We start from the raw sequence: 26959 nt of genomic DNA, 5'->3' as shown, positions 1-26959 counted from the left end.
GGGACGTGTACGAAGCTGGCGTGATCGCAATCGCTTAACCGACTGTTTCGAATGGAAGAATTGGGTATCGGCGTGACAGGCATTGGACCGTCGGCGCGATGAGCGACTCCAGAGACCTGCTTCCCGGTCAACAGGACCCGACCGATCTGCCTGCAAACCAGGTGCAGTTTGCGCTGGTGATTTCGCGCATGCTCGATACGGTCAAGGACGACGCCGAAGCCAGGCGGCAGATGGTCTACGATCTTGCCCGCTACAAGCTCCAGGAGCAGTTCACCTACGCCGACACCAAGAACATCGACCAGATGAAGCTGGCCCTCGAGGTCGCGATCGAGGGCGTCGAGAAGTTCTCGCGCAACCAGGCCCCGCTGGAGCGCTTGCCGCAACAACAGCTCCCGTCGGCCAAGGTGACCGAAACTGGCAGTGTTCTCGTGTCCGGCGATGCGACCGTCCTGCCGTCGGCGATCGGCAAGTCCCGCAGCAAACTGCCAGCGGCCTCGGGCCCGCTTCTGCCGGTGATCAAGCGTGCGGCTGCCATCCTGGTCGTCATTGGCGCAATCATCGTGATCGTCTCGCAGCGAGACAGGATCGCGGCGCTGCGCCGGCTGATCTCGTCACAGACGCCCGAGATCGCTCTGGTCGCGCCCAAGCCGGAGTCCACCATCACGGTCGCCAAGCCGGAAATGGTGCCGCCTGGCCCGCCTCAGCCGGCGCGCGTGCTTCCGACCGACTACGGCATCTATGCCTTGATCGACGACAAATCGTTGGTCGAGTTGAGCGCGATCGCCGTGATGGCGCCGGACATGCGCATCGCGATTTCACCGGAGTTCAAGAAGCCCGATCGACCGCATCTGTCGAGCGGCCGCGTCAAGTTCATCATATTTCGTCGGGATATTTTAGATGTGATTCCGGAGCGCGTCGAGGTCCGGGTGGTTGCGAAGGTCAGAGAGTTTTCAACCAACGCCGCCACGAAAACGTCGGGTGGCGGAGAGGACGCTGGCGTCATCCGCAACTTCTCCTATCCGTTTCGGATCGCGCCGATTCCGGGAAAAGCCGAGATGTACGAGCTCCACGCCAGCGACACAGACCTCGAACTTCCGCCGGGACATTACGTCCTGAGCCTGGGATCTCAGGCTTATTATTTTCAGGTCGACGGCGAGATTACCGATGCCCGGCAGTGCCTCGAACGGGTCTCTGCCGGCAACGGCACCTTCTATGCGCCTTGCCAGAAGGCAGCGACATATTGATGCCCGCAGCCTTCTTCGCGGTGTGAAAGCAAGCCTACTTCTTCGCTGCCGGCGCCATCATCATCCCTCCGCCCTTCTTGGCCGCAGGCGCAGCCTTCGGGGAAGTCGCGGCAGCCTGCGCGGGAAGATATTTGGCGATGATCGCGGGGTCGACCTCGGCCATGCTGGAATCCGGCAGGCGCTGCCAGGTCTCGTCCTTGCCGAACAGCGAAATACCGAGATAGCCGCGCATGGTCAGCACCTGACCGTCCGGGCTCACCGTCATCTTGGCCTTCCAGATGTTGCCGTCGCGCGGATTGACCACGTTGCCACCCTCATACTTCAGCCCGTCGCGCTTCATGTCGCGGATGAAGGAGAGCCCGAGCACCGGCTGGTTCTTGCGATCATCCGTGCATTTCGTGCAGGCCTCGTTCGGGTCGTCGCCCGGACGCGGAAAGGTCTTGGCAATGACGCCTTCGAAGATGCCGTTGTGATCGACGAAGAGGAACCAGCCCACCGGCTTGCCGTCCTCGACCTTCTGCCAGAGGCCCGCGGCGGTTGGCTGCTGCGCTTGCGCCGGAGCCGGGCCTGCCGCGCCGAGCGTCAGCACGAGCGCGAGCAACGGGAGCAGCCGAAAGCTGGAAAAGAGATTCCGCATCATCATCACCTTGCTGAGCCGCCACTGCAATGGCCGCAGACTACGGCGATTTCGCGAACGGTTCCAGCACCAGGAACATGGGGCGCCGCGGCACCGTTCGCACCGTCGTCAGTTGACACCGAGTTTCTTTTGCAGACTGGAGGACGAGGTCGTGTACTGGAACACGAGCCGCTTCTCCGGGTAGACGTAGCGGTGGGCTTTTTGCGACATCAGTGCGCCCTCGTGGAAGCCGCACAGGATCAGCTTGATCTTGCCGGGATAGGTGTTGATATCGCCGATGGCGAAGATGCCCGATACGTTGGTCTCGAACGCCGATGTCTCGACCGGCACCAGATTGTTCTCCAGCGCGATGCCCCAGTTCGCGACCGGACCGAGCTTCATGGTCAACCCGAAGAACGGCAGCATGGTATCGCAGGCAATCTCGCTGACATTGTTGTCGTTGCCCTTGACGGTGGCGCCGGTCAGCCGGCCATCGGCACCCGAGAGCGCGGTGACCTGGCCGAGCCGCAGATCCATCTTGCCGTCGGCCACCAGCGCGCGCATCTGCTCGACGCTGTGAGGCGCGGCACGAAAATCATCGCGCCGATGCAGGAGCGTGATGCGCTTGGCGAGCGGATGCAGGTTGAGCGTCCAGTCCAGCGCGGAGTCGCCGCCGCCGACGATCAACACGTTCTTGTCGCGAAAATTTTCCATCTTGCGCACGGCGTAATGCACCGAGGTGCCTTCGTAGGCTTCGATGCCCGGCACCGGCGGACGCTTGGGCTGGAACGAGCCGCCGCCGGCTGCGATCACCACCACCTTGCATTCGAACACCTTGCCGGTGTCGGTGGTGCAGCGGAACGCGGGATCGCCGATCTTCTCCACGGTCTCGACCATCTCGCCGAGATGGAAGGTCGGATGGAACGGCTTGATCTGCTCCATCAGCGCTTCGGTGAGGCCCTGCCCCGACACCTGCGGAATACCGGGAATGTCGTAGATCGGCTTTTCCGGATACAGCTCGGCGCACTGGCCGCCGACCTTGTCGAGGATGTCGACGAAATGCGCCTTCATGTCGAGAAGGCCAAGCTCGAAGGCGGCGAACAGACCGCAGGGGCCGGCGCCAATAATCAGCACATCGGTTTTGATCACGTCGCTCATGTCGTCTCTTTATCGGTCGTTGTCGGTTGGACGGCGCCCTGTGGGCAGAGGAACCCTTCCTGTCTAGCCAACGGGGATGGATCAGGGAAGGCATAAAAGCAGGAGCGCCCCGCAAGCACACCCACTTGCCGGGTCAAAATAACTGAGCTGTAACGGGGCTGGATTTGACGGAGATCAATCGGTGAACGCACCAAGCCGCCTCGACACGACGCCGCGCCTGGAGGACTTCCCATTTCGCCTCAGCGACAACGTCCGCTTCGGCGATCTCGATCCGAACCAGCACGTCAACAACGCGGTCTATGCCACCTATTTCGAGACCGGCCGTGTCACGCTGATGAAGCTTCCCCAATACGGGCTGACCCCGCCGGGCTTCGCCTGGATCATGGTGCGGCTCGACATGCATTTCCGCGCCGAGCTGCACTGGCCGAACACGATCGAGCTCGGCCTTGGCGTCGTGAAGCTCGGGCGTACGTCGGTAACGTTCGAGCAGGTCGTGTTTTCGAACGGGACGTGCATCGCGTCAGCCATTTCAGTCGGCGTCCTGCTCGACGAGGCGGCGCGCCGTCCTGCACCGCTGCCCCCTGAAGTGATCGCGAAGTTCAAACCCTGGCACAAGCACGGCATCGAGGTCGCGCGGCCGAGTTCCTGATGCATGATCCGGACCTGCAGGGCCGGGTTGGCGCAAACTGCGTAGCGGTCTCCCGGAAAGATCATGCACTCTTGAAGAGAACGATCAGGCCTGACGCTCCGGCGTCGACACGACGAGACCGTCGAGCTCGTCGGAGACCTTGATCTGGCAGGACAGGCGCGAGTTCGGGCGCACGTCGAAGCCGAAGTCGAGCATGTCTTCTTCCATCGGCGTCGGGCTGCCGACCTTCTCGCGCCAGGCTTCGTCGACATAGACATGGCAGGTCGCGCAGGCGCAGGCGCCGCCGCACTCGGCTTCGATACCGGGGATGCTGTTGCGGATGGCGCCTTCCATCACGGTCGCGCCGTTCTCAATTTCCACCGTGCGGGTTTCGCCCTTGTGGTCGACAAAGTGAATTTTGGCCATGTGTTCTCGTGCTGCCGCGATCTGGGGAAAATGGAGGGTCCGGGTGTCCTATAACGGGTCGCTCCGGGCCGCGCCATAGCGTTTTCAAGCGAAGTGGGGAGCGGTTCGCGGGAAGAAATTGCGTCAAAACAGAAGACCATGCACAGGCCGCCCCTGCTGAAGCAGGACCGGCCTAGTGCTTGAGAATTGCCGCAATCGCCGCGCGAACCTCGGCGACCGCCTCTTTCAGCGCAGCAAGGGCATGGGGCTGGTTGTGGCCGATCCGGACCGCGGTCTCGAGGCTCGCGGCGGCATCCGCGACCGCAAAGGCGCCGATCCCGCGTGCCGAGCCTTTGAGCTTGTGCGCGAGCGCGCCGGTCTCGGCCGGCAGCGCCGCCATTGCCGCGATCAGGCGGACGGCCTGCTCGGCGAACATCGCCAGCACTTCCTGCTCCAGCTCGGCCTCGCCGAGCGTCATGCGCGAGAGGTGGTCGAGGTCGAGCGGGCTGTCGATGGGCGCAAGCGGGGGCGAGGGCATTCAGTCCATCCGTTGCAGTTCAGGCGTCATGGCGCAGGCCCCGGCATCGCGCGATGGTCCGCCGGTCCGGCGGTTCCGCCCACCGAAGCACGAAAATGGTTAACGAAGTGTTCGGGCCGTTTTACGCAAATCCGCCCGTTTATTGACGAAAAGTTGCCGCAATTGGCCTAGTCCGGTGGAGAATTTCATTTAGGCCTAAGGTGTTACGGCGCATTCCTGTTAACGATGATTAAGAATGTCTTAATCGCGGGCATTTCATTCGCGACGCTCTGCCAATAGGATGTTGCGGAAATTGGCGGACAAGCCGTCCGGGTGGGAACGGCTCGGAGATCCGCGCAAGCGGCATAATCCGGTCTGTGGGCTTGCGTAGCGCGCAGGGCTCGCGGGGGGACGCGTAAAAGTAACGAGGGCTCGGACTGAACATGGCCAACACTCCCAAAAAGGTCAAAGACCCCACAGAAGTTGCGCTTTCTGCGATCCAGGAAGCCCTCAACATCAGCGACACGGCGGCCGATACCAGCCGCAACGCGTCGATGCGCAACGAAGCGGCGCCGTCGGTCGCGCCGCCCGCACCTCCGGCGTTCGACGAGCCGACCTTCGAGCCGCGGCCTGCCGCCAACGAGCGCGCCGTGTTCGATTCCATCGAGGAACCGCGCACCTCGCGCCGTGCGGCCAATGACGACCGCGAGACCATCGGCCAGCTGCTCCAGTCGCTGCAAACGGGCCGCCCCGCCCGCAACATCTACACCGGCGCGACCATCTTCACCGTGATCTGGCTCGCCGCCTGCGCCGCGCTGACGGTCGGCTTCCTGCCCTCGATCCGTGCCGCCATGGGCGAGAGCGGCGGCGTGCTGGCGATCGCCGGCCTCGTCACCATGTTCTTCGCGCCGATCATGCTGTTCTATTTCCTCGCCAGTCTCGTCTGGCGCGGCCAGCAGATGAGCCAGGTCGCTCAGGCGATGGCGCAGGTCGCGATCCGCTTCTCCGAGCCCGAAGGCTCGGCGTCCGATTCCATGGTCACCGTCGGCCAGGCCATCCGCCGCGAAGTCGCGGCGATGGGCGACGGCATCGAGCGCGCCATCGCGCGTGCCGGCGAGCTCGAGACACTGGTCGCCAACGAGGTTGCCGCGCTCGAGCGCGCCTATTCCGACAACGAAGTGCGCATCCGCGCCCTGCTCCAGGACATCGCGCATCAGCGCGACAACCTGGTCGGCCAGGCCGAGCAGGTCCGCAGCGCCATTTCCGGCGTGCAGATCGACCTGCGCCACGACATCGCACTGATCTCGGACGCGATCGCCTCGCGCGTCGACGAGGTCGCGAAATCCATCACCGGCGCGCTGGAAGAGCGCGGCGCCCACATCACCGGCGCGCTGAGCCATGCCGGCGACAACATGATCCTGGCGCTCGGCGAGCGCGGCGGCGACCTGCTCGACCGCCTCGAGGAGGCCAGCGCCGAGACCACGCGCGCGGTGCTCGACGCCAGCGAGCGGCTGACCACCAGCCTCAACTTCAAGACCGGCCACGTCCACGACGAGTTCGTCGACCTCGCCGACCGCGTCCACGAGATGCTGAACGAGCGTATCGACCGCATCACCGGCGAGTTCGAGCAGCGTTCCGCCGCGATCGTGGACGGCATCTCCGAGCGCACCGAGCAGGTGCACGACAGCTTGAAGAACTCGTCGGACTCGCTGCTGCTCGAGCTCGAGCTGCGCTCCAACGACATCTCCGCCAAGATCGACGACGCCGGCAACCGCCTCGCAGGCCAGATCATGACCTCGGGCGACAAGGCGAGCGAGGCGCTCGACGCCACCGTCAACACGCTCGTCGCCAAGGTCGTCAGCCAGACCGAGACCGCGCACGACTCGCTCTCGCTCCAGATGAGCGCGTTCGACGAACTGGTGAAGAACCAGGGTTCCGAGCTGGTCGAGAAGTTCGCCCGCGATTCCGGCACGCTGGGCGCCCTGATCACGCGCCACATCTCCGAGTTCGACCGCACCGTGAAGACCTTCGGCGGCGAGATCGTCGAGCGCATGGGCCAGCGCACGCATGACATCCATGAATCGCTGAAGACCTATGTGGACAATTTCGACACCCGCTTCACCTCCAACGGCGGCGAGATCACGGCCATTCTCGACCAGCGCCTGGTGCAGTTCGAGACCACGATCGGCGAACGCGTCAACCATCTCGACGCCTCGCTGAACGGCAAGATCGCCAACCTCGACGGCACCATCGAGGGTCACATCAAGACCTTCGACCAGCAGCTCGGCGGCCGCGTCGGCGCGCTCGAGCAGTCGTTCGATGCCCGTGCGAAGTCCGTCACCGAGACCATCGACGGCCGTCTCAACACGCTGTCCACGACGCTGACCGACGGTGCGACGCAGGCGATCCACTCGATCGACTCCCGCCTCACCCACCTCACCGCCACCCTCACCGGCGGTGCGGCGCAGGCGCTCGAATCCATCGACGGCCGCCTGACCCACCTCACGACGTCGCTGACCGACGGCGCCTCGCAGACGATCCAGTCGATCGATACCCGCCTGACCCATCTCACCACCACCCTCACGGGCGGTGCGACGCAGGCGCTCGAATCCATCGACTCCCGCCTGACCTACCTGACCTCGGCGCTGACCAACGGCGCCTCGCAGGCCGTGCAGTCGATCGACACCCGCCTCACTTTGCTGACCTCGACGCTCACGGACGGCACCGCGCAGGCGATCGAGGCGGTCGACCGCCGCATCACCGGAGTCGCCGACCTCATCGACGGACGCAGCATGCACCTGACCGACACGGTCACGGCGCGCTTCCAGGATATCCACCAGGCGATCGAGACCAAGGTCGGTTCGGTTGCCAACGACATCGACGTCCGCGTGGCGCAGTTCGAGGACCTGCTCGGCTCGCGCGTCGAGGCCGTCGCCGGCCGCATCGAAAACAGCGGCCGCCAGGCCAGCGAGGACATGATGTCCCGCGCCGAGATGATCTCGACCGCGATCCGCTCGCATGTCGAGGACGCCGAGCGCTCGCTCACCAACCTCGTGGTCAACACCAGCGAGACGATCCAGACCGGAGCGCGCACTGCGCAGCAGTCGCTGATGACGGTCTCCTCGGACGTCAACGCCCAGCTCAGGATGACCTCCGCCGAGGTCGAGCATGCGCTGACCGCGGTCGGCACCGGTGCTGCGAACTCGATCCTGACCAGCGCCCGCGAGGCACAGTCGAGCCTGGTCGCGGCCTCGGGCGATGCCGCCAACCAGATCAAGGGCCTCGCCACCGACGTCGAACGCACGCTGTCCGCAGCCGGCTCGGCCACCGCGGCCTCGATCCTGGCCGGCGCCCGCGAGGTGCAGACCACGCTCGTCACCGCCTCCTCGGACGCGGCCAACCTCGTCAAGACGCTCACCGCCGACGTGCAGCGCTCGCTGTCGCTGGCCGGCACCTCGACGGCGGAATCGATCACCGCCGGTGCCCGCGATGCGCAGGGCACGCTGATCGCGGCCTCGACCGAGACCGCCAACCAGATCAAGGCGCTGTCCTCGGACGTGCAGCGTTCGCTCTCGATGGCTGGCACATCGACCGCCGAGACCATCATGACCGGCGCGCGTGAAGCCCAGAGCACGCTGGTCAATGCGTCCTCGGATGCGGCGAGCCAGGTGAAGTCGCTCGCGGCCGAAGTGCACCGCTCGCTCTCGCAGGTCGGCCAGACCACCGCCGAGACGATCACGGCGAGCGCCCGCGACGCCCAGAGCACCCTTCTTGCTGTCTCCGCAGAGCAAACCGGCCAGGTCCGCTCGCTCGCGGCCGAGATGCAGCGCGCGCTGGCGACCGCCGGCGGCGCCACCATCGAGGCCCTCACCAGCGGCGTGCGTGAGGCCCAGGGCACGCTGATCTCCGCCTCGACCGACGCGGCGAGCCAGATCAAGTCGCTCACGACGGACATCGAGCGCACGCTGACCTCGGTCGGCGCCGACACCGCCTCGACCATCCTCAACAGCGCCCGCGAGGCCCAGACCTCGCTGACCTCGAGCTCGGCGGATGCCGCCAGCCAGATCCGCACGATCTCGACCGAGATCGAGCGCGCGCTGAGCACGGCGACGTCGAACGCGACCAACGACATCCAGACCAGCGCGCTCAACGCCCAGAACGCGCTGATCTCCGCCTCCAACGAGGCGAGCTCGCGGGTCAAGTCGAGCTCGGCCGACATCGAGCGCTCGGTGCTCGCCGCCAGCTCCAGCTTCGGCCAGGCCATGACCGGCAAGACCGACGAGATCGTCACCTACGTGCAGCAGCAGGCCGACCGCCTCTCGAACATGATCGACGCCAAGCGGGGCTCGCTCGTGGACGCGATCGGCTCGAAGACCAGCCAGCTCACGCTCGACATCGACCGCGTCACCTCCGACGCGCTGAAGTCGATCGAGACGCGCGGCCATGCCTTCTCGCAGACCATGATGGGCAACGGCAACGAGGTCGCCCGCACCATCAACGCGGCGAGCGAGATCGCGACCAGCGCGGTCGGCAAGTCTCTGAAGGACCTCGAGTCGGCCTCGCGCGCGGCGATCGACCAGTCGCGCCAGGTCTCGATCGCGGCCGTCACCGAAATGCAGGAGACCAGCAAGATCCTGCGCACCGACACCGTGGCCCTGTTCGAGCGCCTGCGCGAAGGCAACATCCTCCTCCAGGAGGTGCTGACCGGTGCGCACGACAACCTCAACTCGCTCGAGCGGGCGCTGGTGACGCGCGTCGCCGACTTCGTCTCGGCGATGAACGACGTCACCTCGCGCAACGGCGCTGCGACGCAGAACCTGGAAGACCAGCTCAACGTCTTCAACACGAAGACCACGCGGGCGCTCCAGGACCTCGGCGAGCTGTCGACCCAGTTCGACGCGCACGGCAAGGCCCTGGTCGATGCCGCGCAGGTCGTCGAGCAGAGCAACAAGAACACCACCGCCTCGCTTGCCGAACGCAAGGCGGCGCTGGAATCGCTCGTCAGCACCATCGACCTGCGCACCGCCGATCTCGACCAGCGCCTGTCGCGCTTCACCGGACTGCTCGATGAGTCGCTCGCTGCGGCCGAAGAGCGTGCCCGCGACATCGCCCGCGTGGTCGCCGAGACCGCCGGCGCAGGCTCGGCCGCGATCACCCGCCAGTTCGAGGCGGTGCGGTCGGCGTCCGAAGAGGAGCACCGCCAGACCATCGAGGCCATGCACGACATCTACCGCCAGACCACCGACGAGGCGGATGCGATGTTCAAGCAGTCGACCGAGAAGTTCGGCAACCTCGTCTCCAGCATGAAGCAGATGGCGTTCGAGATGCACAACGAGCTCGAAGCCACCCGCAACGAGCTGCGCCGCGGCGTGCTCGAGATGCCGCAGGAGGCCGCCGAGAGCACCGCGCAGATGCGCAAGGTGATCGTCGACCAGATCGAGGCGCTCGCCGAGCTCAACCGCATCGTGGCCCAGCACGGCCGCGGCCTCGACGTCACCACGACGGGCCGCGCGTCCGTCGCCGTCCAGCGCCAGGAAGAGCCGATGATGGCGACCGCGGGCAGCCGCACCGCCGAGACCCGCAGCCGCGACACCGGCAGCGCCTCGACGCTGCCGCCGCCGGACCTCGGCATGCCCGCCGCCTCGCGTCGCACCGAGGCCCCGCCGGTCGCCCCTGGCGGCAACGACCAGGGACGCGACGGCTGGCTGTCGGATCTCCTGAACCGCACGGACGCCGCCCCGGCTGCTCCGGCCGGTCGCGAGGCCCCGCGTGGCCGCCAGCAGGCTGCACCCGCGCCGCAGCCGCAGGCCCCGCAGGCCAGCAGCAATCCGCTGGAATCGCTGTCGCTCGACATCGGCCGGCTGATGGACCGCAACCTCGCCGCCGAGATGTGGGACCGCTACCAGCGCGGCGAGAACAAGGCCTTCACCAAGCGCCTGTACACGCCCGCCGGCCAGAAGGCCTTCGACGAGGTCGCCCGCAAGTATCGCGCCGACCGCAACTTCAAGAGCACGGTCGACCGCTACATCGGCGAGTTCGAACGCCTGCTCGACGAAGTCGCCCGCGACGGTCGCGGCCCGCAGGAGCTGCGCAGCCACCTGACCTCGGAAACGGGTCTAGTCTACACGCTGCTGGCACATGCGGCGGGCCGGCTGGGATAAGCGGCAAGGCCAGCGATGACGAATAAGAACGGAGGCCTCACGGCCTCCGTTTTGTTTTTGACCTTGCGTGCTCAACTCCCGCCAGGCTGCCCGAACGACAGCCGCTCGGCGAGAACCGCGGCCTGGGTTCGCGAGCCGACGCCGAGCTTGCGCAGGATCGTTGAGACGTGTCCCTTCACGGTCTGCTCGGCGATATCGAGCTCGCCCGCGATCTGCTTGTTGAGCTTGCCCTCGACGATCATCGCCAGAATGCGCAGCTGTTGCGCCGACAGCGAGGCCATGCGGGCGGCAAGCTCGACATCGGTGCTCTGTATCGAACCGCGGCCGCCGACATTGGGCGGCATCCAGATTTCGCCGGCCAGGATCTTCGTGATCGCGTCCGCCATCTCGGGCAGACCAAGCGATTTCGGGATGTAACCGGACGCGCCATAGGCGATGGCGCGACGGATCGTGGCCGCGTCCTGCCGCGCCGAGATGATCGCAACCGGCACCGTCGGGAATTGTGCCGACAGGATGAACAGCGCGGCAAATCCTTGGATCCCCGGCATCGCCAGGTCCCATAGGACGAGGTCGATCTCGTCCGACTGCGCCGAGAGCACGCTGATCGCCTCGTCGAGGGCCTGGCAGGCGATGATGTCGAGGTCGGGCAGCACGGTCGACAGCGCGCTGCGGAGTGCAGCCTGCACCAGCGGATGATCATCGCCGATAAGGATGCGCATGGTCACGCTGATGGGGCTCCCTGTTCGGTCCCGAACTGCCGGCTCAAGGCTTCGCCGCCGAGGAAGCGACGCAGCGCCGCCGGCTTGACCGGCTTGGAAAGCACCTCGCAGCCGCGTGCCTTTGCCGCCGTGCGGACGGCCTCGCTGCGATCTGCTGTGACGACCAGCGCGCAGGTGCCGCGGCCCGATCTCTGCCTGAGATCATCGAGAAAGTCCAAGCCGGTGCGTTCCCCATCGACATGATAATCGACCAGCACGACGTCGGGCGGGCTCGCCGCGGCCGCCGCCATTGCGTCGGCGGCATCGGTTGCAACCAGCACGCGATGACCCCAGCCGCCGAGCAGCGCCGTCAGGCCGTCGAGGATTGTCGCATCGTTGTCCAGGCACAGGATCGTCAGCGGCCGCTCCGTCACAACCGGCGCAGCGTCCGCCGATTTGCGCTGGAGCGACGTTCCCGGGCCGCGCGCAAGCGGCGCCGTGACGGCAAAACATGAACCGTGACCGAGGCGCGAATAGAGATCAACGGGATGCCCCAGCAGCCGGGAGACACGATCGACGATCGCCAGGCCCAGGCCCAGCCCCTTCTCCGATCCCGGCGCCAGGCGCTTGAACTCCTCGAAGATCCGTTTATGGTCCGCGTCGGCGATGCCGACACCGGTGTCCCAGACCTCGATGCGCAGATCGCCGCCGCGTCGCCGGCAGCCGAGCAGGATGCGTCCTCTGGGCGTGTAGCGCAACGCATTCGACAGCAGGTTCTGCAAGATCCGCCGCAACAAGTGCGGATCGCTGCGCACAGCGAGCTGGCAATCGACGACGCGGAGGACGATTCCGCGCTCACGCGCCATGGCCGAGAATTCCACGTTCAACTGCACGAACAGATCGGCGATCGGAAAGTCTGATGGCTCGGCACTGACAGCGCCGGCATCATAGGAGGAGATGTCGAGCAGCCTGTCGAGGACATGCTCGGTCGAACGAAGCGCCGTGATGGCGCTACCGGCGAGAGTTCGTTCCTTCTCTGCGACACCGGCTTGCGAAAAAGCGTGCAGGCTTTCGTCGAGCGCCGACAGGAACAGACGTGCCGCGTTCAGCGGTTGCAGCAGATCATGGCTCGCCGCCGCCAGGAAGCGGGTCTTGCCGAGATTAGCCTGCTCGGCCTCCGCCTTGGCCTGCTCGAGCGCCTCGGTCCGCTCGCGGACACGCAACTCGAGATCCTCGTTGGCACGCCGCAACGCCTCGGCAGCACGGTGACGCTCGGTCACGTCGGTGTAGGTCGAGACATAACCGCTCTCGGCGGCGCGATCGTAGACGATCTCGAGCACCGTGCCGTCCGGCCGCTTGCGCTCGTAGAGATAGGGCCAGCTTTGGCTCGCGACGTCGCGATTGACCAGGAGCGCCGCGAATTCGGATGCGGCGTATTCGCCGCGCTCAACATTGAAGGCGATGAGCTCGGAGAGCGGAAGGCCGACGCGGACGAAATCCCGCGGCAGGTCGAGCAGCTCGATGAACCGCCCGTTCCAGGCCGTGATGTTAAAATCGGCATCGAACGCGCAGATGCCCTGCGGCACGCTCTCCAGCGTGCTTTGCAGCAGAGTGCGATTGAAGTGCAGGGCTTCCGAAGCCTCGTCCAGCATCGCCATCGCCGCCCGCCGCGACAGTGAATGCCCTTCCAGCGAGGCCGCAATCACCACGCGTGCCGACGCAGCACCTATCGCGCCGGCGAGAAGGTTTTCGGTGAAGCGGATCGAGTCGAGATCGACCAGGCCGGACGTATCGAGGCGCGGCCCGGTGCCCGACATGCGCGCGCCGAGATAGCTGTCAAAAGCCGCCTCGCCGCGCTCCGCACCGACAAAGCGCCGGGCGAGCGCACGGAGATCGTCAAGTCGGACCACCACGCGCGAGGACAGTTTTGGCACGGTGTCGCGGACGACACCGTCGGCAAATGCCGCGGCCTGGTTGCGCTCGACGGTGGTCTGCCGCCTCAGCAGCGAAAGCGCGACGAAACAGATGAGGTTGGCGGCAAGGCTCCACAGCGTCGCATGCGAGATCGGGTCGAGCCCCACGATGCCGAACAGCGCGTTCGGCTTGAGGAAGCCGAGCTGCCAAGGGCCGTGGCGAACGATCTCCGCGAAGGCGGGCCACAGCGGCGCGGCCGAGGGAAGCAGCAGCGTATAAGCCCAGATCAGGAATCCGACGGCGATTCCGATCGAGGCACCGATCTTGTTGGCGCGCTGCCAGAACAGGCCACCAACGAACGCTGGAGCGAATTGCGCGACCGCAACGAACGACAACAGGCCGATCACGGTGAGCGGATAGGTCTGGTTAACCAGGCGGTGCATGAGATAGGCCAGCAGCAGGATGCCGAGGATCGAGAGCCTGCGCACTGTCATCAGCACCGAGGCGACCTGCCGGCTTTGCGCGCGCAGGCCGAAGAAGCGCGAGCGCAGCAACAGCGGCATGACGACGTCGTTGCAGAGCATGGTGCTCAGCGCGACGGAGGTCATGATCACCATACCGGTGGCGGCCGATAGCCCACCCAGGAAGGCGATCAGGCTGATGGTGCCCGCATGCGCCGCGATCGGCAGCGAGATAACGTAGGTGTCGGGGTCCATCATCGCACCGAACCTCGCAAGGCCGGCGGCGGCGATCGGCAGGATCAGCAGGCTGAACAGCATAAGATAGGCAGGATAAAGCCACGCTGCGGTGCGCGTATGCCCAGGACTCTCGTTCTCGACGACAGCGACGTGGAACGCCTGCGGCAGGCACAGGAAGGCAATCGCCGACATGACGATCGTCGAGGGCCAGACCGGCTGGGCGGGATCGAAGGCGAGGATCCCAGCCAGTTGCGGATCCGAAGCGAACTGCGACAGCAGCGCGGCCGGTCCGCCCGAGAGCCCAAACAGCACGAACAGCGCGACCACAAGGAATGCGACCAGCTTGACCACGCTCTCGAAGGCGATCGCGAGCATCAAGCCGCGATGATGCTCGCTGGCATGGACATGGCGGACGCCGAACACGATCGCGAACAGCGCCATCGACGCGGCGACGCCGAAGGCCGAGTCCTGCCAGAATCGCAGCGCTTCGCCTCCGGCCCGCTCGGGCTGGAGGATCAGATAATCAAAGCTCTTGCCAACGGCCTTGAGCTGAAGCGCGATATAGGGAAGCACACCAACCAGCGAGGCCAGCGTCACAAAGGCGGCAAGCGCCTGGCTCTTGCCGTAGCGAGCGGCGATGAAGTCAGCGATCGAGGTGACATTCTGGGCTTTCGCGATCGCGATCACCTTGGCAAGCAGCTTCTGACCGAACAGCAGCACGAGCGTCGGACCGATATAGATCGTGGCGAAGTCCAGTCCGCTGGTGGCGGCGCGGCCGACCGATCCGTAGAAGCTCCAGGAGGTGTTGTAGACCGCAAGTGTCAGGCAATAGCTGACCGCGGCCGCCCAGGATTTTGGCGGGACCAGCGGTCCGTCCACGCTCCGCCGATCGCCCCACCAGGCAATCAGGAACAGCGTGGTCACATAACCGGCTGCGACCGCGAGAACGAACCACGCCTGCAAAATATCCTCACTCGAGACCCATCCGCCCGCTCATCGAGAGGTCGGAACGCGGGCGGATATTAGAGCGTTTTCCAGAAGTGGACACCGGTTCGCGTAAAGAAAACGCGTCAACACGAGAATCCAGAGCTTTCAATTGCGTGAAAGGTGCTTTTGGGATCGGCGGCCGGATAGCCGGCCGCCGATCAAGGCGCGACGTCAGGCCGCCTCGCGTGACAGGCGGGCTTGCGGCAGGCCCTTGAGCACGACGTTGACCACGACCGCGGCGACGATGTTGAGCGCAAGCGCCAGCACGCCGGTGTAGATCGCGACCTTGCCGGCGCCGAAGTCGATGCCGTGCAGCGGCTTCAAGCCGTCAGACCAGGCCAGCCACGATCCGCCCGCAAGGCCAACGGCCCAGCCGGCCAGCAACGCCGTGCTCGAGAACCAGTTCAGGTAGAGTCCGAACACCAGCGCCGGCAGCGTCTGCAGGATCCAGAGGCCGCCAAGCAGTTGCAGGTCGAGCGCAAACTGCGTCGGCATCAGGAGGATGGCGAGAAGTGCGCCGACCTTCACCAGCATGGAAGTGATCTTGGCGACCTTGGCCTCACCGGCCGGCGTCACCTTCGGATCGACCCACACCTTCCAGAAGTTGCGGGTGAACAGGTTGGCAGCGCCGATGCTCATGACGGCTGCCGGCACCAAGGCACCGATCGCGATCGCGGCGAAAGCAAAGCCTGCGAACCAGCTCGGGAACAGCGTCTTGAACAGCTCCGGCACGACGTCGTTGTTGCTCGCGAGCTTCAGCCCGGCCGCGTGGCCCATGTAGCCGAGCAGCGCCAGCAGGCCAAGCAGCAGCGTGTAGGCCGGCAGCAGCATCGCATTCTTGCGAATGGTGTCGCCGCCTGACGACGCGAAGATGCCGGTCAGCGTGTGCGGATACATGAAGGCGGCGAGCGCCGAGCCCAGTGCCAGCGAGGCGTAAGACACGATCTGCGCCGGCGAAAGCAGGATGCCGCCCGAGCCCTTCGCCGCAAACGCTGCATCCGCCGCGTTGAAGATCGCGCCATAACCGCCGAGCTTGGACGGCACGATCGCGATCGCGGCGATCACCACGATGTAGATCATGATGTCCTTGACGAAGGCGATCAGCGCAGGCGCGCGCAGGCCCGACGAATAAGTGTAGAGCGCCAGCACAAGGAAGGCCAGAACGAGGGGCACCTCGCCGCTCAGCCCAAGCGCCTTGATCGCGACTTCCATGCCGATCAGCTGGAGCGCGATGTAGGGCATCGTCGCCAGCACGCCGGTTGCGGCGACAGCAAGTTCGAGCCCGCGCGAGCCGTAGGCACCGCGCACCACGTCGCCGGCGGTGACATAGCCGCGCTCCTTGGCCACCTTCCACAACACCGGCATCACCGCGAATACGAAGGGATAGACGATGATGGTGTAGGGCAGCGCGAAGAATCCGTAGGCGCCGACCGCGTAGACCAGGGCGGGCACCGCGATCACGGTATAGGCGGTGTAGAAATCGCCGCCGACCAGGAACCAGGTGATCCAGGTCCCGAACTTGCGGCCACCGAGGCCCCACTCGTCGAGATGAGCGAGCGTCTCCGGCTTGCGCCAGCGCGCGGCGACGAAGCCCATGCCGGTGACGAGGATGAACAGAGCGAGGAATACGGCGAAGGCCGCGCTATCGACATTAGCCAGCACGACGCACGCTCCTGTACACGATGTAGGTGAGCAGCGAGGTCAGCGGCACCCAAGCGAGCTGATACCAATAGAAAAACGGGAAGCCGAACAGAAGCGGCTCCCGGACGTTGTAGAACGGCACGATCATCAGGCCGATGAACGGCAACAACAGCAAAAGACGTATCACGCTCTCTCCTCCCCTGTGAGTGAAGTCGGCGCGCTTTTCGTGAAGCGCGCCTTGAGCGCGATATAGCTGAGATCACCCGCCAGTCCCTCCCCCTACCTTGGCGCGGCCAGCCCCCATACTTTCGTATGGGCGCTAACGCTGTATCAGTTTGCATTCCGATCTATTTCAGGATATATTTCCAGAAATAGAGGACGGGCCCTTGGCCGACACAGCCCAAAAAAGAGCACTTCGAAACTACCGGGCCCGTCTGACCAAGCGTGGCATGGCGCGGTTCGAGGTGCTCGGCCTCGATACCGACCGTGAATTGATCCGGTCCCTTGCCAAGCAGCTCGCCGAGGATGGTACCGACGCCGAGCGACTGCGCTCTACACTGCATCGATCAATAGCAGCGGAACCTCCCAAGAAGGGCGGCATCCTTGCCGCGCTGCGACGCTCGCCGCTTGTCGGAACCGATCTCGAGGTCAAGCGCACGCGCGTAACGGGTCGCAAGGTTGACCTGTGACACGCTACGTCCTCGACACCAACATCATCAGCAACATCACGAAACCGAGCCCGTCGCCAACGCTCCTGGCGTGGCTGGCCGCACAGAACGATGATGATCTGTTCATCTCCGCTCTAACGATTGGAGAAATCCGGCGAGGTATCCTGGAAAAACCAGCGGGAAAAAAACGGAGCGCGTTAGAGGCCTGGTTCGCAGGTCCTGAAGGGCCACCATCGCTTTTCGCGGGGCGCGTGCTGGCTTTCGACGAGCAAGCAAGCCTAGTCTGGGCGCGCCTCATGGCGCGTGGCACCACCACCGGCAGGCCCCGCAGCGCTCTCGATATGATCATCGCCGCCGTGGCCGAGGCCAATGACTGCATGGTTGCGACCGACAACGAGAACGATTTCGCGGGACTGAAATTCGTGAACCCGCTGCGAGAGCGCAAGGCCGACTAGGGCATTTGACCTACGGTGTCTGATTTATCTCAGACGAAAGGGATCTGACAGGAACCGGTCAAAGGAGTTCATTCTCTCGGACGACGGGCGCGACGATGAATATCCTGAAGCAGAACATGCATTCGTGCGGTACGTACCAAACCTATCTCGCCGAAAACCAGGCGGTGTTCCCGCCTCGCGCCTATGAGCCCGTAGACTGGTTCTACCATACGAGACATCGCCGCTGTCCGCATGATGCCTGGCTGGAGTCGCTGCAAGTATTGGCGAGGCCGGGCTCCCAGCCTCGTCAACGATCCCGTTCGATCGCGCTTCGCTTGCTCGGCGCTTACAAGGATGGACATATCGAGATTAGGTATCCGACCGGGTATCCTTACTCACTCCAGGAGCTTTCGCCAGATGCGCCGTCGCCCGGCGATTGGCGCTACGACGAGTTTCGCATCTCGGATCGCGGTCACTTGATCCACGAGATTGAGTGGGCCTATCGCGCCCAATGCAAAGCATTCGTATGGGTGATCGAAGCCGATGATATCGACTTCCGACAGATACCGATGCAGGGAATTGACGGAAGCTAGACTAGAACGGTCGACGCCTACTGCCGCTTGCGCTCGTTCGCTGCCGGCTTCGGCGGCTCGGGCGGGGGGGCGGCTGGCGCGCTGTTGCTCGCGCCGAACAGCACGCGGGTCGGATTGCGATCAAAGTTGTTCACGGCGCGGCTGATGTCGCCGAGCGTGCGGCGGCCGTCGGTCATCAGCGCACCGGAGCGCTTGTCGAAATCCTCGGCGAGTTCGCGGATCGACTTCACCGTCTGGAACAGTTCGCCACCGTCCTTGCCGCCGGCGAGCGTGTTGAGGCCGAGCATGAGGTTGTCGGCCTTGAGCATGACGCCGTCGACCTTGGCCATCACGACGTCGATCTTCTCGGAGTTGCGGGCGAGCGAGTTGGTGAAGGTCTCGAGGTTCTTCAGCGAGTTCTTCACCGACTCCTGATTGTCGGCGACGATCTTGTTGATGTTCTGCAGCGTGCCGCGGATCGCCTCGGTGACGTCCTGGAGCTTGTTCGGATCGGCGGTCAGCGTGGGAATGCCGTCCTCGTCGAGCGGCGGCGGCGGCGCGGCCTCCTCGCCGCCCTTGAGCGAGATCGCGGCGACGCCGGTCAGGCCCTGGAATTCGAGGCCGACCAGGGTGTCCTTGCGGAGCGGCGTGTTGTTCTCGATCATGGCGAGTGCGACAACCCGCCGCGGGTTGTCGAGCTTCACCGAGACCACCTCACCGACCCGGATACCGTTGAAGTTGACGCTGCCGCCGTTGCGCAGGCCCGCCGCCGGGCCCTCGAACACGACGCGGAACGGGCTGCGCTGCTTGGTCGTGTGCAGCGACTGGAACCACAGCACGAAGCCGATCGCGGCCGCGAACACCGCCAGCGTGAAAGATCCGATCAATACGTAGTTCGCCCGCGTTTCCATCAGCTACTCCGGCACATCAAGTCACGACCGCGCGGGCGCGCTTGCCGTGGAAATACTGCCTCAGCCAGGGATGCTGCGAGGCCTGCATGTCGGCGATCGACCCTGCCGCAATGATCTTGCCGTTCCCTAAGACGGCGATGCGGTCGCAAGCGGTGTAAAGGCTGTCGAGGTCGTGGGTTACCATGAAAACGGTCAGCCCCAAAGTCCGCTGCAGCGTCCTGACCAGGTCGTCGAAATCGCCGGCGCCGATCGGATCGAGGCCGGAGGTCGGCTCGTCCAGGAAGACGAGGTCGGGATCGAGCGACAGCGCGCGGGCCAGCGCAACGCGCTTGATCATGCCGCCGGACAGTTCCGACGGAAAGCGCTCGGCCACCTCGGGCTTGAGGCCGACCATGGCAAGCTTGGCCATGGTGATTTCGTCCATCAGCCGCTGCGAGACGCGAAGATATTCGCGCATCGGAAACTGGATGTTCTGCCGCACGGTGAGCGAGGAGAACAGCGCGCCCTGCTGGAACAGCACGCCCCAGCGCCGCTCGACGTTGCGGCGCTGCGACGTGCTGGAGGAATCCAGGTCGACGCCGAACACTTCGATGGAGCCGGCGACCTTCGGCACGAGGCCGATGATGGTGCGGGTCAGCACCGACTTGCCCGCGCCGGAAGGACCGACAAAGCCCAGAATCTCGCCGCGCTTGACGTCGAGGTTGAGCCCGTCGAGCACGCGCGTCGTGCCGAACTGCACGGTGATGTCGCGGACGCGGATGATGGGATTTTGGATCGCGTTTTGAGTTTCTTGCGCCATCGTCACATTCCGATCGAGGCGAAGAAGATGGCGAACACGCCGTCCATGACGATGACGAAGAAGATGCCCTTCACCACCGACGCGGTGGTGTGCTGTCCGAGGGATTCCGCACTGCCCTGCACGGCGAGCCCCTCGACGCAGGCGACGATGCCGATCACCGCGGCCATCACCGGCGCCTTGACGATGCCGACGATGAAATGGTCGATCGAGATGGCATCGCGCAGGCGGAGCAGAAACGCTTCGGGATCGACGCCGCCATAGAGCCAGGCGACGAGGCCGCCGCCATAGAGCGCGGCCATGGCGCCGAGGAAGGCGAGGATCGGCAGCGCCAGCACCAGCGCCAGCATGCGCGGCAGCACCAGGACTTCGATCGGATCGAAACCCATGGTGCGCAGCGCGTCGATTTCTTCCCGCATCTTCATCGAGCCGAGCTCGGCGGTGTAGGCGCTGCCCGAGCGGCCTGCGACCATGATCGCGACAAGGAGCACGCCGATCTCGCGCAACACCAGCACGCCGAGCATGTCGACGACGAAGATGTCGGCGCCGAACCTGCGGAAATGGAAGATGCCCTGCTGGGCGATGATGCAGCCGATCAGGAAGGTGATCAGTACGATGATCGGCACCGCGCGCCAGCAGACCTGCTCCATGTGGTGCACGGTCGAGGTCAGGCGGAACGAACGCGGATGGATCAGCACCCGACCGCCCGCGGCCAGCACCGCGCCGAGCATGTCGACGAGGCCGGCCACCGTGCCGGCGAGGCCCGCGACGGTCCGGCCGATCTGCTCCAGCATGCCGGTGATGGTGATCGTCGAGGTCTCGACCACCGGGGTCGCGCGGACCCGGCGTACCTCGTCGACGAGGCTCGAATAGTTCGCAGACAGCCCGGCGATCTGCGCCTCGACCGAGCCTTTGGTCAGGCTGCGGCGCAGCCGCTCGATCAGCCAGGCCCCGAAGGTGTCGAGCTTGGCGACCTCGGAGACGTCGATGAAGATGCTCTGGGGGCCGCCGGCGAGCTTCTCGGCGTCGGCCACCATCCGCTCCAGCACCGGCGCGAAGCTCGCGGTCCAGGTTCCGGTGGCACAGAGGGCCAGCGCATTGCCTTTGGCAATCCGTTCCAGCTTCGGATCGCCGCTCAAGGTGTCCGCTCCCATACGACCAGGGCGGAGGAAATCAGAGTGTTGCGCACGCGCCCGTACCCAGAAAAGGTATCCCCAACTGGTTAATGTTAGTTGCTAGAGGTAACCAGCAGGTTCAGATTTCGCCAGAGTTCAAAATGACTTCCAGCAAAGTTCCTGGTCTTTCCGCGCGAATCGAGCGGTTTCCCATCGCCGGCAGTTTCACCATCAGCCGGGGCGCCAAGACCGAAGCCGTGACCGTGGTGGCCGAGCTGACCCAAAACGGCCTGACCGGCCACGGCGAATGCGTGCCCTATCCCCGCTATGGCGAGACCCCGGAGGCGACTTTGGCGGCGATCGAGGCCATGCAGGACGCCATCAGGGGCGGTCTCGACCGGCAGGCCCTCCAGGCTGCCATGAAGCCCGGCGCCGCCCGCAACGCCCTGGATTGCGCCTTCATCGACCTGGAGGCCAAGGCGGCAGGCTTGCGGGCCTGGAACCTGCTGGACCGGCTGCCCCCGGGTGAGCGCACCACGGCCTATACGATCTCGCTGGGCACCCCCGAGGCCATGGCGGCGGCGGCCGCCAAGGCCGCTCGCCGGCCGCTGCTCAAGATCAAGCTCGGCGGCGACGGGGATGACGCCCGCATCGCTGCGGTCCGCAAGGCTGCCCCCGAATCCGAGTTGATCGTCGATGCCAACGAATCCTGGACCGAGGCCAACCTCGAGCACAACCTCGCCGCCTGCGACGCCGTCGGCGTGACCTTGGTGGAACAGCCGTTGCCGGCAGGGAAGGACGATGCGCTGGCGCGGATCAAGCGACCACTGGCCGTCTGCGCCGACGAGAGCGTGCATGACCGCAAAACCCTGGCGGCGCTCCGCGACCGCTACGACGCCGTCAACATCAAGCTCGACAAGACCGGCGGCCTCACCGAGGCGCTCGCGATGGCCGACGCCGCGCAGGCGCTCGGCTTCGAGATCATGATCGGCTGCATGGTCGCGACCTCGCTGTCGATGGCGCCCGCGATGCTGGTGACGCCGCAGGCACGCTTCGTCGACCTCGACGGTCCCTTGCTGCTCGCGCGCGATCGCGACCACGCCCTGCGCTACGACGAGAGCCTGGTCTATCCGCCCGAGTCTTCGCTCTGGGGCTGAGCCGTCAGCCGGTGCCGCGCCGACCAGATCACGAGCGCGCCGACCGCGGCCATCGCCGCCATCACGTAATACAGGCTGTCGCCGATGCGGGCGTAGATCGCGCCCGAGGCGATCGAGGTCGTTGCCCCCAATAGTCCGCTGCATGCGGCGAGGTAGCCCTGCCCGCGCGCGATCTGGTGCGATGGCACGCGCTGCACCATCAGCCTCATGGTGCCGACGATGGTCATGCCGAACGTCAGGCCGTGGCCGAGCTGTGCGACCGCGAGCAGCGCCAGCGGCGGCTCGTTCGCCGTGACGATCCAGCGCAGCACCGCGCTTACGCCGCCGATCGCCATCAGCGATGACGGATGCAGCGAGAAGCGTGGCGACAGCGCGAACACGACGATCTCCGCGATCACGCCCAGCGTCCACAGCCCCGCGATCGTCAGTCCACTGATCCCATGGAGCTGCCAGTTGATCGCCGAGAAGGTGTAATAGGCGACGTGGCTGCCCTGGATCAGCGCAGCCGAGGCGATCACCGCCCAGAAGCCGGCATCGCGCAGCAGCGGCTTGCCGACATGCGTCTCCGCCGTCCTGCGCCTGACATCGTCGAGCGGCCGAAGCAGCAGGCTGGCGAGCACCGCAACGACCGCGCATGCGACGATGATCCAGATCAGGTCGCGCGCGGCGATGATGTCGACGAGATAGCCGCAGGCGAGCGAGCCGGCGGCGAAGGCCGCCGAGCCCCACAGCCTCACCGGTCCGTAGTCGAGCCCGTAGCGCGCGACGCCGCGCAGCGCGTAGGCATCGGTCAGCGGCGTCGTCGGCGTCCACATCATGCAGGTGAGCGCGTAGATCAGGAACAGCGCCAGTGGCTGCTGCTGCAAGCCGACCGCCGCAAAGCCGATCGCGGTCGCCAGCACCGAGATCATCATCGCGGCGCGAATCGCCCGTTTCTTTTCGGCAAAGGCGGTGATCTGCGGCAGCGTGGTGAAGCGCGTCAGCGCCGGCAGCGCGTTGATGACGCCGATCCACGACGCGTCGATGCCGATCGCCTTGAGCCACACCGGAAAGAACGGCAGATGCGTGCCCGATACCGCGAACACGGCCGAATAGAACAGCGCGAGACTCACGGCGAATCGCCGCTTGACCGATGCTGGTGTGGGGATTTGTGATTCGGGTGGCATCAAACCAATTGCGATTCGGTCGATATCGTGGTGATCGTTACAGTAACGCGCAGTGATTTGCGCGACGAGATCGTCATGGCCAACGAAGCATTCGCCCTTTCGCCCATGTCTGCCCGCGCGGCCGAGCCGAACGAGCAGGACTACGACGCGATCCGCGAAGCCTTCATGGAGACCGCGCGCGGCCGCTGGTTCCTCGGCGAATACGCCAAGCGCAACCGCAACGCCGACACGCGCATGGTGCTCGACGCCGTTGCGAAAATCGAAGAAACCCTTGCGGCACAGCGACAACCCGTCGTCGAGGATCGCCTGCCCGAAGCCCTCGTCGCGATCCGCCGCGCGGTCGAGGATGCAGAAAGCGCCGCAGCCAAGGCGTTCGATCCCGCCGCGATCGAAGCGAACCTCGCGCCCATCCCGCGCGGCGTGCGCATCATCAAGGAGATTTCCTGGCGCTGGCGCGAGATCGGCGCCGACGGGCGAATCTGCGACCTGATTGATTCGCAGCTCGCCTCGATCGAAGCGGCCTGCGCCCAGGTGGTGACTATCGACCCGCGCGGCGACCTCAAGGCCGCCTTCGATCTGCTCAGGGACCGGGTCGAGCAGACCGATGCTGGCGGTGTCGCGGCGCCGCAAGCTGCCGTGCAACCTGCTCCGGCGCCTGCGCAGCCGGCTGCGACGGACGCGGAAGAGCCGGGTGACGAAACGCCCGCTGCGATGGTGAGCGAAGTACCCGCGGCTTTTACGGAGACGCCGCGGGAGATCGCGCCAGAGCCCGAGGCCATCGCTGAGGTGAGCGGCCTCTCCGAGGACGCGGTGTCGGACGTCGCGGTCGCGCCCGAGATCGCCGAGAGCCACGCCGCGGTCGAAGAGAGTTTTGCTGCCGTCGAGGACAGCCTCGCCGATCCCGTGGGCATCGCCGGGATCACCGACGAGTTCTCGCTCGATGCCGCCGCGGAAGCCGAGGACGAAGCCATACTCGACGCGATCGCGCTGGAGATGGCCGCGCCCGATCCGGAGTTCGACGAGATCGTCGCGCCGATGGAGATGGAAACAGCCATTCCGGAACCGATGCCGGAGCCGGCGCCGGCTGCGCGCCAATTCGAGGAGCCTGAGGTCGAGGAGCCGGTGACCGAGGCCCCGATCCCGATGGAATCGCTCGCGCGCCTCACCGATGCCATCGCGGAGGCTGCCGCCGAAGTGATGCTGCAGCCGGCCCCCGCGATGGCGGCCACGGCGTCCTCGGACGTAGCCCCGGGCGCAACGCTGCCGATGCCCTCTCCCCTGCCCGAGCCCTCGCTCGGCGCCACCATCCTCGCCAGCGGCATCGTGCAAAAGCCCCGCGCGGCCGCCAACGACGCGCTTGCGCCGATCCGCCGCATGACCCAGGCCGAGAAGATCGCGTTCTTCTCGTAAGGGGCCGTCTCTCTCGCTGGTCATTGCAAGCATCCGAAGCAATCCAGATTCCCCGGCGGAAAGGCGCTGGATTGCATCGCCACGCCCACCTTTAAGCGAACGGCTGCTCCTTACGTGATCCAGATCACGCCCAGTCGAGGGTGATCACGATCACGGACGGCAAGGCTCGAACGCGGTCAGGCTTGCTGGCAACCAATCTCGCATCGAGATGAGTGCCGAAAGGAGCACGCCATGTTCCGCCTGAAATCCGCCCTGATGACTGCGGGCCTGTTGGGAAGCCTGTTCGGCTTCGCCTGCGGCCCGGTTTCCGCCCAAGTCGCCCCCGTCCAACCCGCCCCGACCGCGCTGCAAGGCCCGGAGCAGCGGGTGGCGCTGGTGATCGGCAATTCGAACTACCAGAACGCGCCGCAGCTCGCGAACCCCGACAATGACGCGCAGTCGATGGCACAGTTCCTGAACTCGGCCGGCTTCGAGGTGATCTCGGCGACCGACCTCGGCCAGAACGACATGCTGCGCGTGGTGCAGGATTTCTCGGCAAAGGTGTCCGCACGCGGCCCCAACACGGTGGCGATGGTCTACTACGCCGGCCATGGCGTGCAGCTCGCCGGCGAGAACTATCTCGTTCCCGTCGATGCGAAGGTCTCGAACCAGACCGAGCTCGTCAACGACTCGGTCCGCCTGGTCGACGTGATGTCGACGCTGGAGACGATTCCGAGCCGGATGCGCATCGTCATCCTCGATGCCTGCCGCAACAACCCGTTCCCCAAGGTCAACGACGCCGGCCGTGGCCTTGCCATCGTCGACGCACCGAACGGCTCGATCGTCGGCTATTCGACCGCACCGGGCGCCGAAGCGCTCGACGGCAATGGCGGCCACAGCCCTTACACACAGGCCTTCCTGAACGCCGCGCGCGAGCCCAACGTGCCGATCGAGCAGCTGTTCAAGCGCGTGCGTCTCGCGGTGAACCAGACCACCAGCGGCGCGCAGACGCCGTGGGAGAGTTCCTCGCTCACATCCGACTTCACCTTCTTCGGCGACACGGCCGTTGCCGCCACCCGCGCCCCAGTGCATGCGCCGGTGGTGCAGATGGCCTCGAACCTGCCGAGCCGCTCGGCCCGCCAGGCCTATGATTACGTGCTGTCCGAGGGCAGGCCCGAATACTATCAGGAGTTCGTCGCGATGTATCCGCACGACCCGCTGTGCGACCACATCCGCTGGCTGCTTGCGAACCTCCTGATCTCGCAGGCCTGGCACCAGGCGGTGCTGGCGAACTCGCCGCTCGGCTACAAGGCCTTCTACGACAGCTACGGCAACAGCCCCTATGCGCAAGTCGCGTTGAAGCTGGAAGCGCAGCCGAAACTGATCCCCCTGATGCAGGCGACGAAGTTCCTGGCCCCGCAGAACATCGCCTCGACGTTGAAGATCGGCAATCTCGGCCAGCCCAAATACATGCCGCTGATGCAGCAGGGCAACGGCTCGCAGATGAACGCCAACCTGCCGGTCGGGCAGAAGCCGGTCGACGGCACAGTTATCGGCAAGCTCGGCAACGGCGGCGAGATCACCAACCTGCCCGCCGGCAATTCGCAGAACGGCACGCCCTCGCAGGCTCCGGGCAAGATCGTGACGCTGCCCGCGCCGACCAACACGACGACGAACACTGGCGGCATCGGCAAGATCACGACGCTGCCGGTGACCACCACGCAGAACGGCGGCAAAAACAATGCCGGCACGGCGGGTAAGGTCGTGAGCATGCCGGTGAACATCGGCAAGGGCATCGCGAGGGTCGACGTCAAGACCACCGACGTGAAGACGACGAACGTCCAGACCCAGAGCAACCCGATCCGCGTCAACCCCGGCGTCGTGAAGCTCAACAACAACCCGGTGAACAAGGTGCAGGTACAGAACAATCCGCAGAACACCCGGCCGCAGATCAATACGATCGGCAATGGCGGCGGCAACAACTTCCGTCAGTCGATGAACCAATCGAACATGAATGCGGGCAACAACCACCGCAGCTTCATGCACTGATCACGGCAAAGACAAAACGGCAAGGGGGCAGAGCG

General features: G+C 65.4%; 21 protein-coding genes. 9 read left to right on the top strand and 12 right to left on the bottom strand.

The annotated features are described in order from the left end of the window. Nucleotides 1-98: 98 nt before the first annotated feature. Nucleotides 99-1244 carry a hypothetical protein gene (locus XH90_RS12465; RefSeq protein ID WP_194481757.1) on the top strand — a complete coding sequence of 382 codons (1146 nt, stop codon included), beginning with the start codon at nt 99-101 and terminating at the stop codon, nt 1242-1244. 34 nt (nt 1245-1278) lie between these two features. On the opposite strand, the gene XH90_RS12460 is transcribed toward XH90_RS12465, so the two are convergent. Both XH90_RS12460 and XH90_RS12455 read right to left on the bottom strand, forming a co-directional pair. Then, the gene (locus tag XH90_RS12460) at nt 1279-1881 is read right to left on the bottom strand and encodes a DUF2147 domain-containing protein (RefSeq protein WP_194481756.1); all 603 of its coding nucleotides are present in this window, start codon (nt 1879-1881) and stop codon (nt 1279-1281) included. Nucleotides 1882-1989: 108 nt separating this feature from the next. Continuing rightward, nucleotides 1990-3018: an NAD(P)/FAD-dependent oxidoreductase gene (locus tag XH90_RS12455; protein WP_194481755.1), complete on the bottom strand. Its 1029-nt coding sequence runs from the start codon at nt 3016-3018 to the stop codon at nt 1990-1992. A 181-nt stretch (nt 3019-3199) separates the two neighbouring features. Here XH90_RS12455 and XH90_RS12450 point away from each other — a divergent pair, with 181 nt between their 5' ends. Then, nucleotides 3200-3667 (top strand): thioesterase family protein, encoded by a 468-nt coding sequence (locus XH90_RS12450; RefSeq protein WP_194481754.1) that lies wholly within the window; start codon nt 3200-3202, stop codon nt 3665-3667. An 84-nt stretch (nt 3668-3751) separates the two neighbouring features. Here the strand turns inward: XH90_RS12450 and XH90_RS12445 are convergent, their stop codons facing one another. Further along, the gene (locus XH90_RS12445) at nt 3752-4072 is read right to left on the bottom strand and encodes a 2Fe-2S iron-sulfur cluster-binding protein (RefSeq protein ID WP_194481753.1); all 321 of its coding nucleotides are present in this window, start codon (nt 4070-4072) and stop codon (nt 3752-3754) included. A gap of 172 nt (nt 4073-4244) precedes the next feature. Beyond that, nucleotides 4245-4589, bottom strand: a complete 345-nt coding sequence (locus XH90_RS12440; protein WP_194481752.1) for an Hpt domain-containing protein — start codon at nt 4587-4589, stop codon at nt 4245-4247. Nucleotides 4590-5011: 422 nt separating this feature from the next. On the opposite strand from XH90_RS12440, the gene XH90_RS12435 reads away from it, so the two are divergent. Next, nucleotides 5012-10729, top strand: coding sequence for a negative regulator of septation ring formation (locus XH90_RS12435; RefSeq protein WP_194481751.1), 5718 nt, complete (start codon nt 5012-5014; stop codon nt 10727-10729). 71 nt (nt 10730-10800) lie between these two features. Here XH90_RS12435 and XH90_RS12430 read toward each other — a convergent pair whose 3' ends face one another. The 4 genes from XH90_RS12430 to XH90_RS12415 all read right to left on the bottom strand — a co-directional run bounded on the left by XH90_RS12430 (nt 10801) and on the right by XH90_RS12415 (nt 16854). Continuing rightward, nucleotides 10801-11454 (bottom strand): response regulator transcription factor, encoded by a 654-nt coding sequence (locus XH90_RS12430; RefSeq protein ID WP_194481750.1) that lies wholly within the window; start codon nt 11452-11454, stop codon nt 10801-10803. Then, nucleotides 11451-15002, bottom strand: a complete 3552-nt coding sequence (locus tag XH90_RS12425) for a PAS domain-containing hybrid sensor histidine kinase/response regulator (protein ID WP_194481749.1) — start codon at nt 15000-15002, stop codon at nt 11451-11453. The genes XH90_RS12430 and XH90_RS12425 overlap by 4 nt, the downstream gene beginning before the upstream one ends. A 195-nt stretch (nt 15003-15197) precedes the next feature. After that, nucleotides 15198-16688: a monocarboxylate uptake permease MctP gene (mctP, locus tag XH90_RS12420; RefSeq protein WP_194481748.1), complete on the bottom strand. Its 1491-nt coding sequence runs from the start codon at nt 16686-16688 to the stop codon at nt 15198-15200. Then, complete coding sequence (locus XH90_RS12415; RefSeq protein WP_194481747.1) at nt 16678-16854, bottom strand: DUF3311 domain-containing protein; 177 nt, start codon at nt 16852-16854, stop codon at nt 16678-16680. Before XH90_RS12415 ends, mctP begins: the two co-directional genes overlap by 11 nt. A gap of 199 nt (nt 16855-17053) precedes the next feature. On the opposite strand from XH90_RS12415, the gene XH90_RS12410 reads away from it, so the two are divergent. The 3 genes from XH90_RS12410 to XH90_RS12400 all read left to right on the top strand — a co-directional run bounded on the left by XH90_RS12410 (nt 17054) and on the right by XH90_RS12400 (nt 18362). Then, nucleotides 17054-17356: a hypothetical protein gene (locus XH90_RS12410; RefSeq protein WP_246755782.1), complete on the top strand. Its 303-nt coding sequence runs from the start codon at nt 17054-17056 to the stop codon at nt 17354-17356. Further along, nucleotides 17353-17790 carry a type II toxin-antitoxin system VapC family toxin gene (locus tag XH90_RS12405; RefSeq protein WP_194481746.1) on the top strand — a complete coding sequence of 146 codons (438 nt, stop codon included), beginning with the start codon at nt 17353-17355 and terminating at the stop codon, nt 17788-17790. Before XH90_RS12410 ends, XH90_RS12405 begins: the two co-directional genes overlap by 4 nt. Nucleotides 17791-17885: 95 nt before the next feature. Next, entirely contained in the window at nt 17886-18362 is a 477-nt protein-coding gene (locus XH90_RS12400; protein WP_194481745.1) for a hypothetical protein, read from the top strand. A gap of 17 nt (nt 18363-18379) precedes the next feature. Here XH90_RS12400 and XH90_RS12395 read toward each other — a convergent pair whose 3' ends face one another. Genes XH90_RS12395 through XH90_RS12385 form a run of 3 tightly spaced genes read right to left on the bottom strand, consistent with a single transcriptional unit; the run spans nt 18380 to nt 21187 of the window. Then, entirely contained in the window at nt 18380-19252 is an 873-nt protein-coding gene (locus XH90_RS12395) for an MlaD family protein (protein ID WP_194481744.1), read from the bottom strand. 16 nt (nt 19253-19268) lie between these two features. Continuing rightward, entirely contained in the window at nt 19269-20051 is a 783-nt protein-coding gene (locus tag XH90_RS12390) for an ABC transporter ATP-binding protein (protein WP_194481743.1), read from the bottom strand. A gap of 2 nt (nt 20052-20053) precedes the next feature. Continuing rightward, entirely contained in the window at nt 20054-21187 is a 1134-nt protein-coding gene (locus XH90_RS12385) for an ABC transporter permease (protein WP_194481742.1), read from the bottom strand. A gap of 137 nt (nt 21188-21324) precedes the next feature. Here XH90_RS12385 and dgcA point away from each other — a divergent pair, with 137 nt between their 5' ends. Next, on the top strand, nt 21325-22320 hold the full coding sequence (dgcA, locus tag XH90_RS12380; protein ID WP_194481741.1) for an N-acetyl-D-Glu racemase DgcA: 996 nt from the start codon (nt 21325-21327) through the stop codon (nt 22318-22320). Here dgcA and XH90_RS12375 read toward each other — a convergent pair. Then, a complete protein-coding gene (locus tag XH90_RS12375) occupies nt 22290-23486 on the bottom strand; it encodes a major facilitator superfamily domain-containing protein 6 (protein WP_194481740.1) in 1197 nt (398 codons plus the stop codon). The two genes, dgcA and XH90_RS12375, sit on opposite strands and share 31 nt — an antisense overlap. 75 nt (nt 23487-23561) lie before the next feature. Here XH90_RS12375 and XH90_RS12370 point away from each other — a divergent pair, with 75 nt between their 5' ends. Both XH90_RS12370 and XH90_RS12365 read left to right on the top strand, forming a co-directional pair. Beyond that, nucleotides 23562-24896, top strand: coding sequence for a hypothetical protein (locus XH90_RS12370; protein ID WP_194481739.1), 1335 nt, complete (start codon nt 23562-23564; stop codon nt 24894-24896). Between the two features lie 231 nt (nt 24897-25127). Next, nucleotides 25128-26924, top strand: a complete 1797-nt coding sequence (locus XH90_RS12365; protein WP_194481738.1) for a caspase family protein — start codon at nt 25128-25130, stop codon at nt 26922-26924. Nucleotides 26925-26959: the final 35 nt, after the last annotated feature.

This window comes from Bradyrhizobium sp. CCBAU 53338, from assembly GCF_015291665.1.
Lineage (GTDB): Bacteria > Pseudomonadota > Alphaproteobacteria > Rhizobiales > Xanthobacteraceae > Bradyrhizobium.
This window is presented reverse-complemented; position numbering and strand designations above follow the sequence as displayed.

Bases quoted from the DNA above. Each gene is read 5' to 3' on its own strand.
- XH90_RS12465 (WP_194481757.1), top strand. From the start codon at position 99: ATGAGCGACTCCAGAGACCTGCTTCCCGGTCAACAGGACCCGACCGAT.
- XH90_RS12460 (WP_194481756.1), bottom strand. From the start codon at position 1,881: ATGCGGAATCTCTTTTCCAGCTTTCGGCTGCTCCCGTTGCTCGCGCTC.
- XH90_RS12455 (WP_194481755.1), bottom strand. From the start codon at position 3,018: ATGAGCGACGTGATCAAAACCGATGTGCTGATTATTGGCGCCGGCCCC.
- XH90_RS12445 (WP_194481753.1), bottom strand. From the start codon at position 4,072: ATGGCCAAAATTCACTTTGTCGACCACAAGGGCGAAACCCGCACGGTG.
- XH90_RS12440 (WP_194481752.1), bottom strand. From the start codon at position 4,589: ATGCCCTCGCCCCCGCTTGCGCCCATCGACAGCCCGCTCGACCTCGAC.
- XH90_RS12435 (WP_194481751.1), top strand. From the start codon at position 5,012: ATGGCCAACACTCCCAAAAAGGTCAAAGACCCCACAGAAGTTGCGCTT.
- XH90_RS12400 (WP_194481745.1), top strand. From the start codon at position 17,886: ATGAATATCCTGAAGCAGAACATGCATTCGTGCGGTACGTACCAAACC.
- XH90_RS12395 (WP_194481744.1), bottom strand. From the start codon at position 19,252: ATGGAAACGCGGGCGAACTACGTATTGATCGGATCTTTCACGCTGGCG.
- XH90_RS12390 (WP_194481743.1), bottom strand. From the start codon at position 20,051: ATGGCGCAAGAAACTCAAAACGCGATCCAAAATCCCATCATCCGCGTC.
- dgcA (WP_194481741.1), top strand. From the start codon at position 21,325: ATGACTTCCAGCAAAGTTCCTGGTCTTTCCGCGCGAATCGAGCGGTTT.
- XH90_RS12375 (WP_194481740.1), bottom strand. From the start codon at position 23,486: ATGCCACCCGAATCACAAATCCCCACACCAGCATCGGTCAAGCGGCGA.
- XH90_RS12370 (WP_194481739.1), top strand. From the start codon at position 23,562: ATGGCCAACGAAGCATTCGCCCTTTCGCCCATGTCTGCCCGCGCGGCC.
- XH90_RS12365 (WP_194481738.1), top strand. From the start codon at position 25,128: ATGTTCCGCCTGAAATCCGCCCTGATGACTGCGGGCCTGTTGGGAAGC.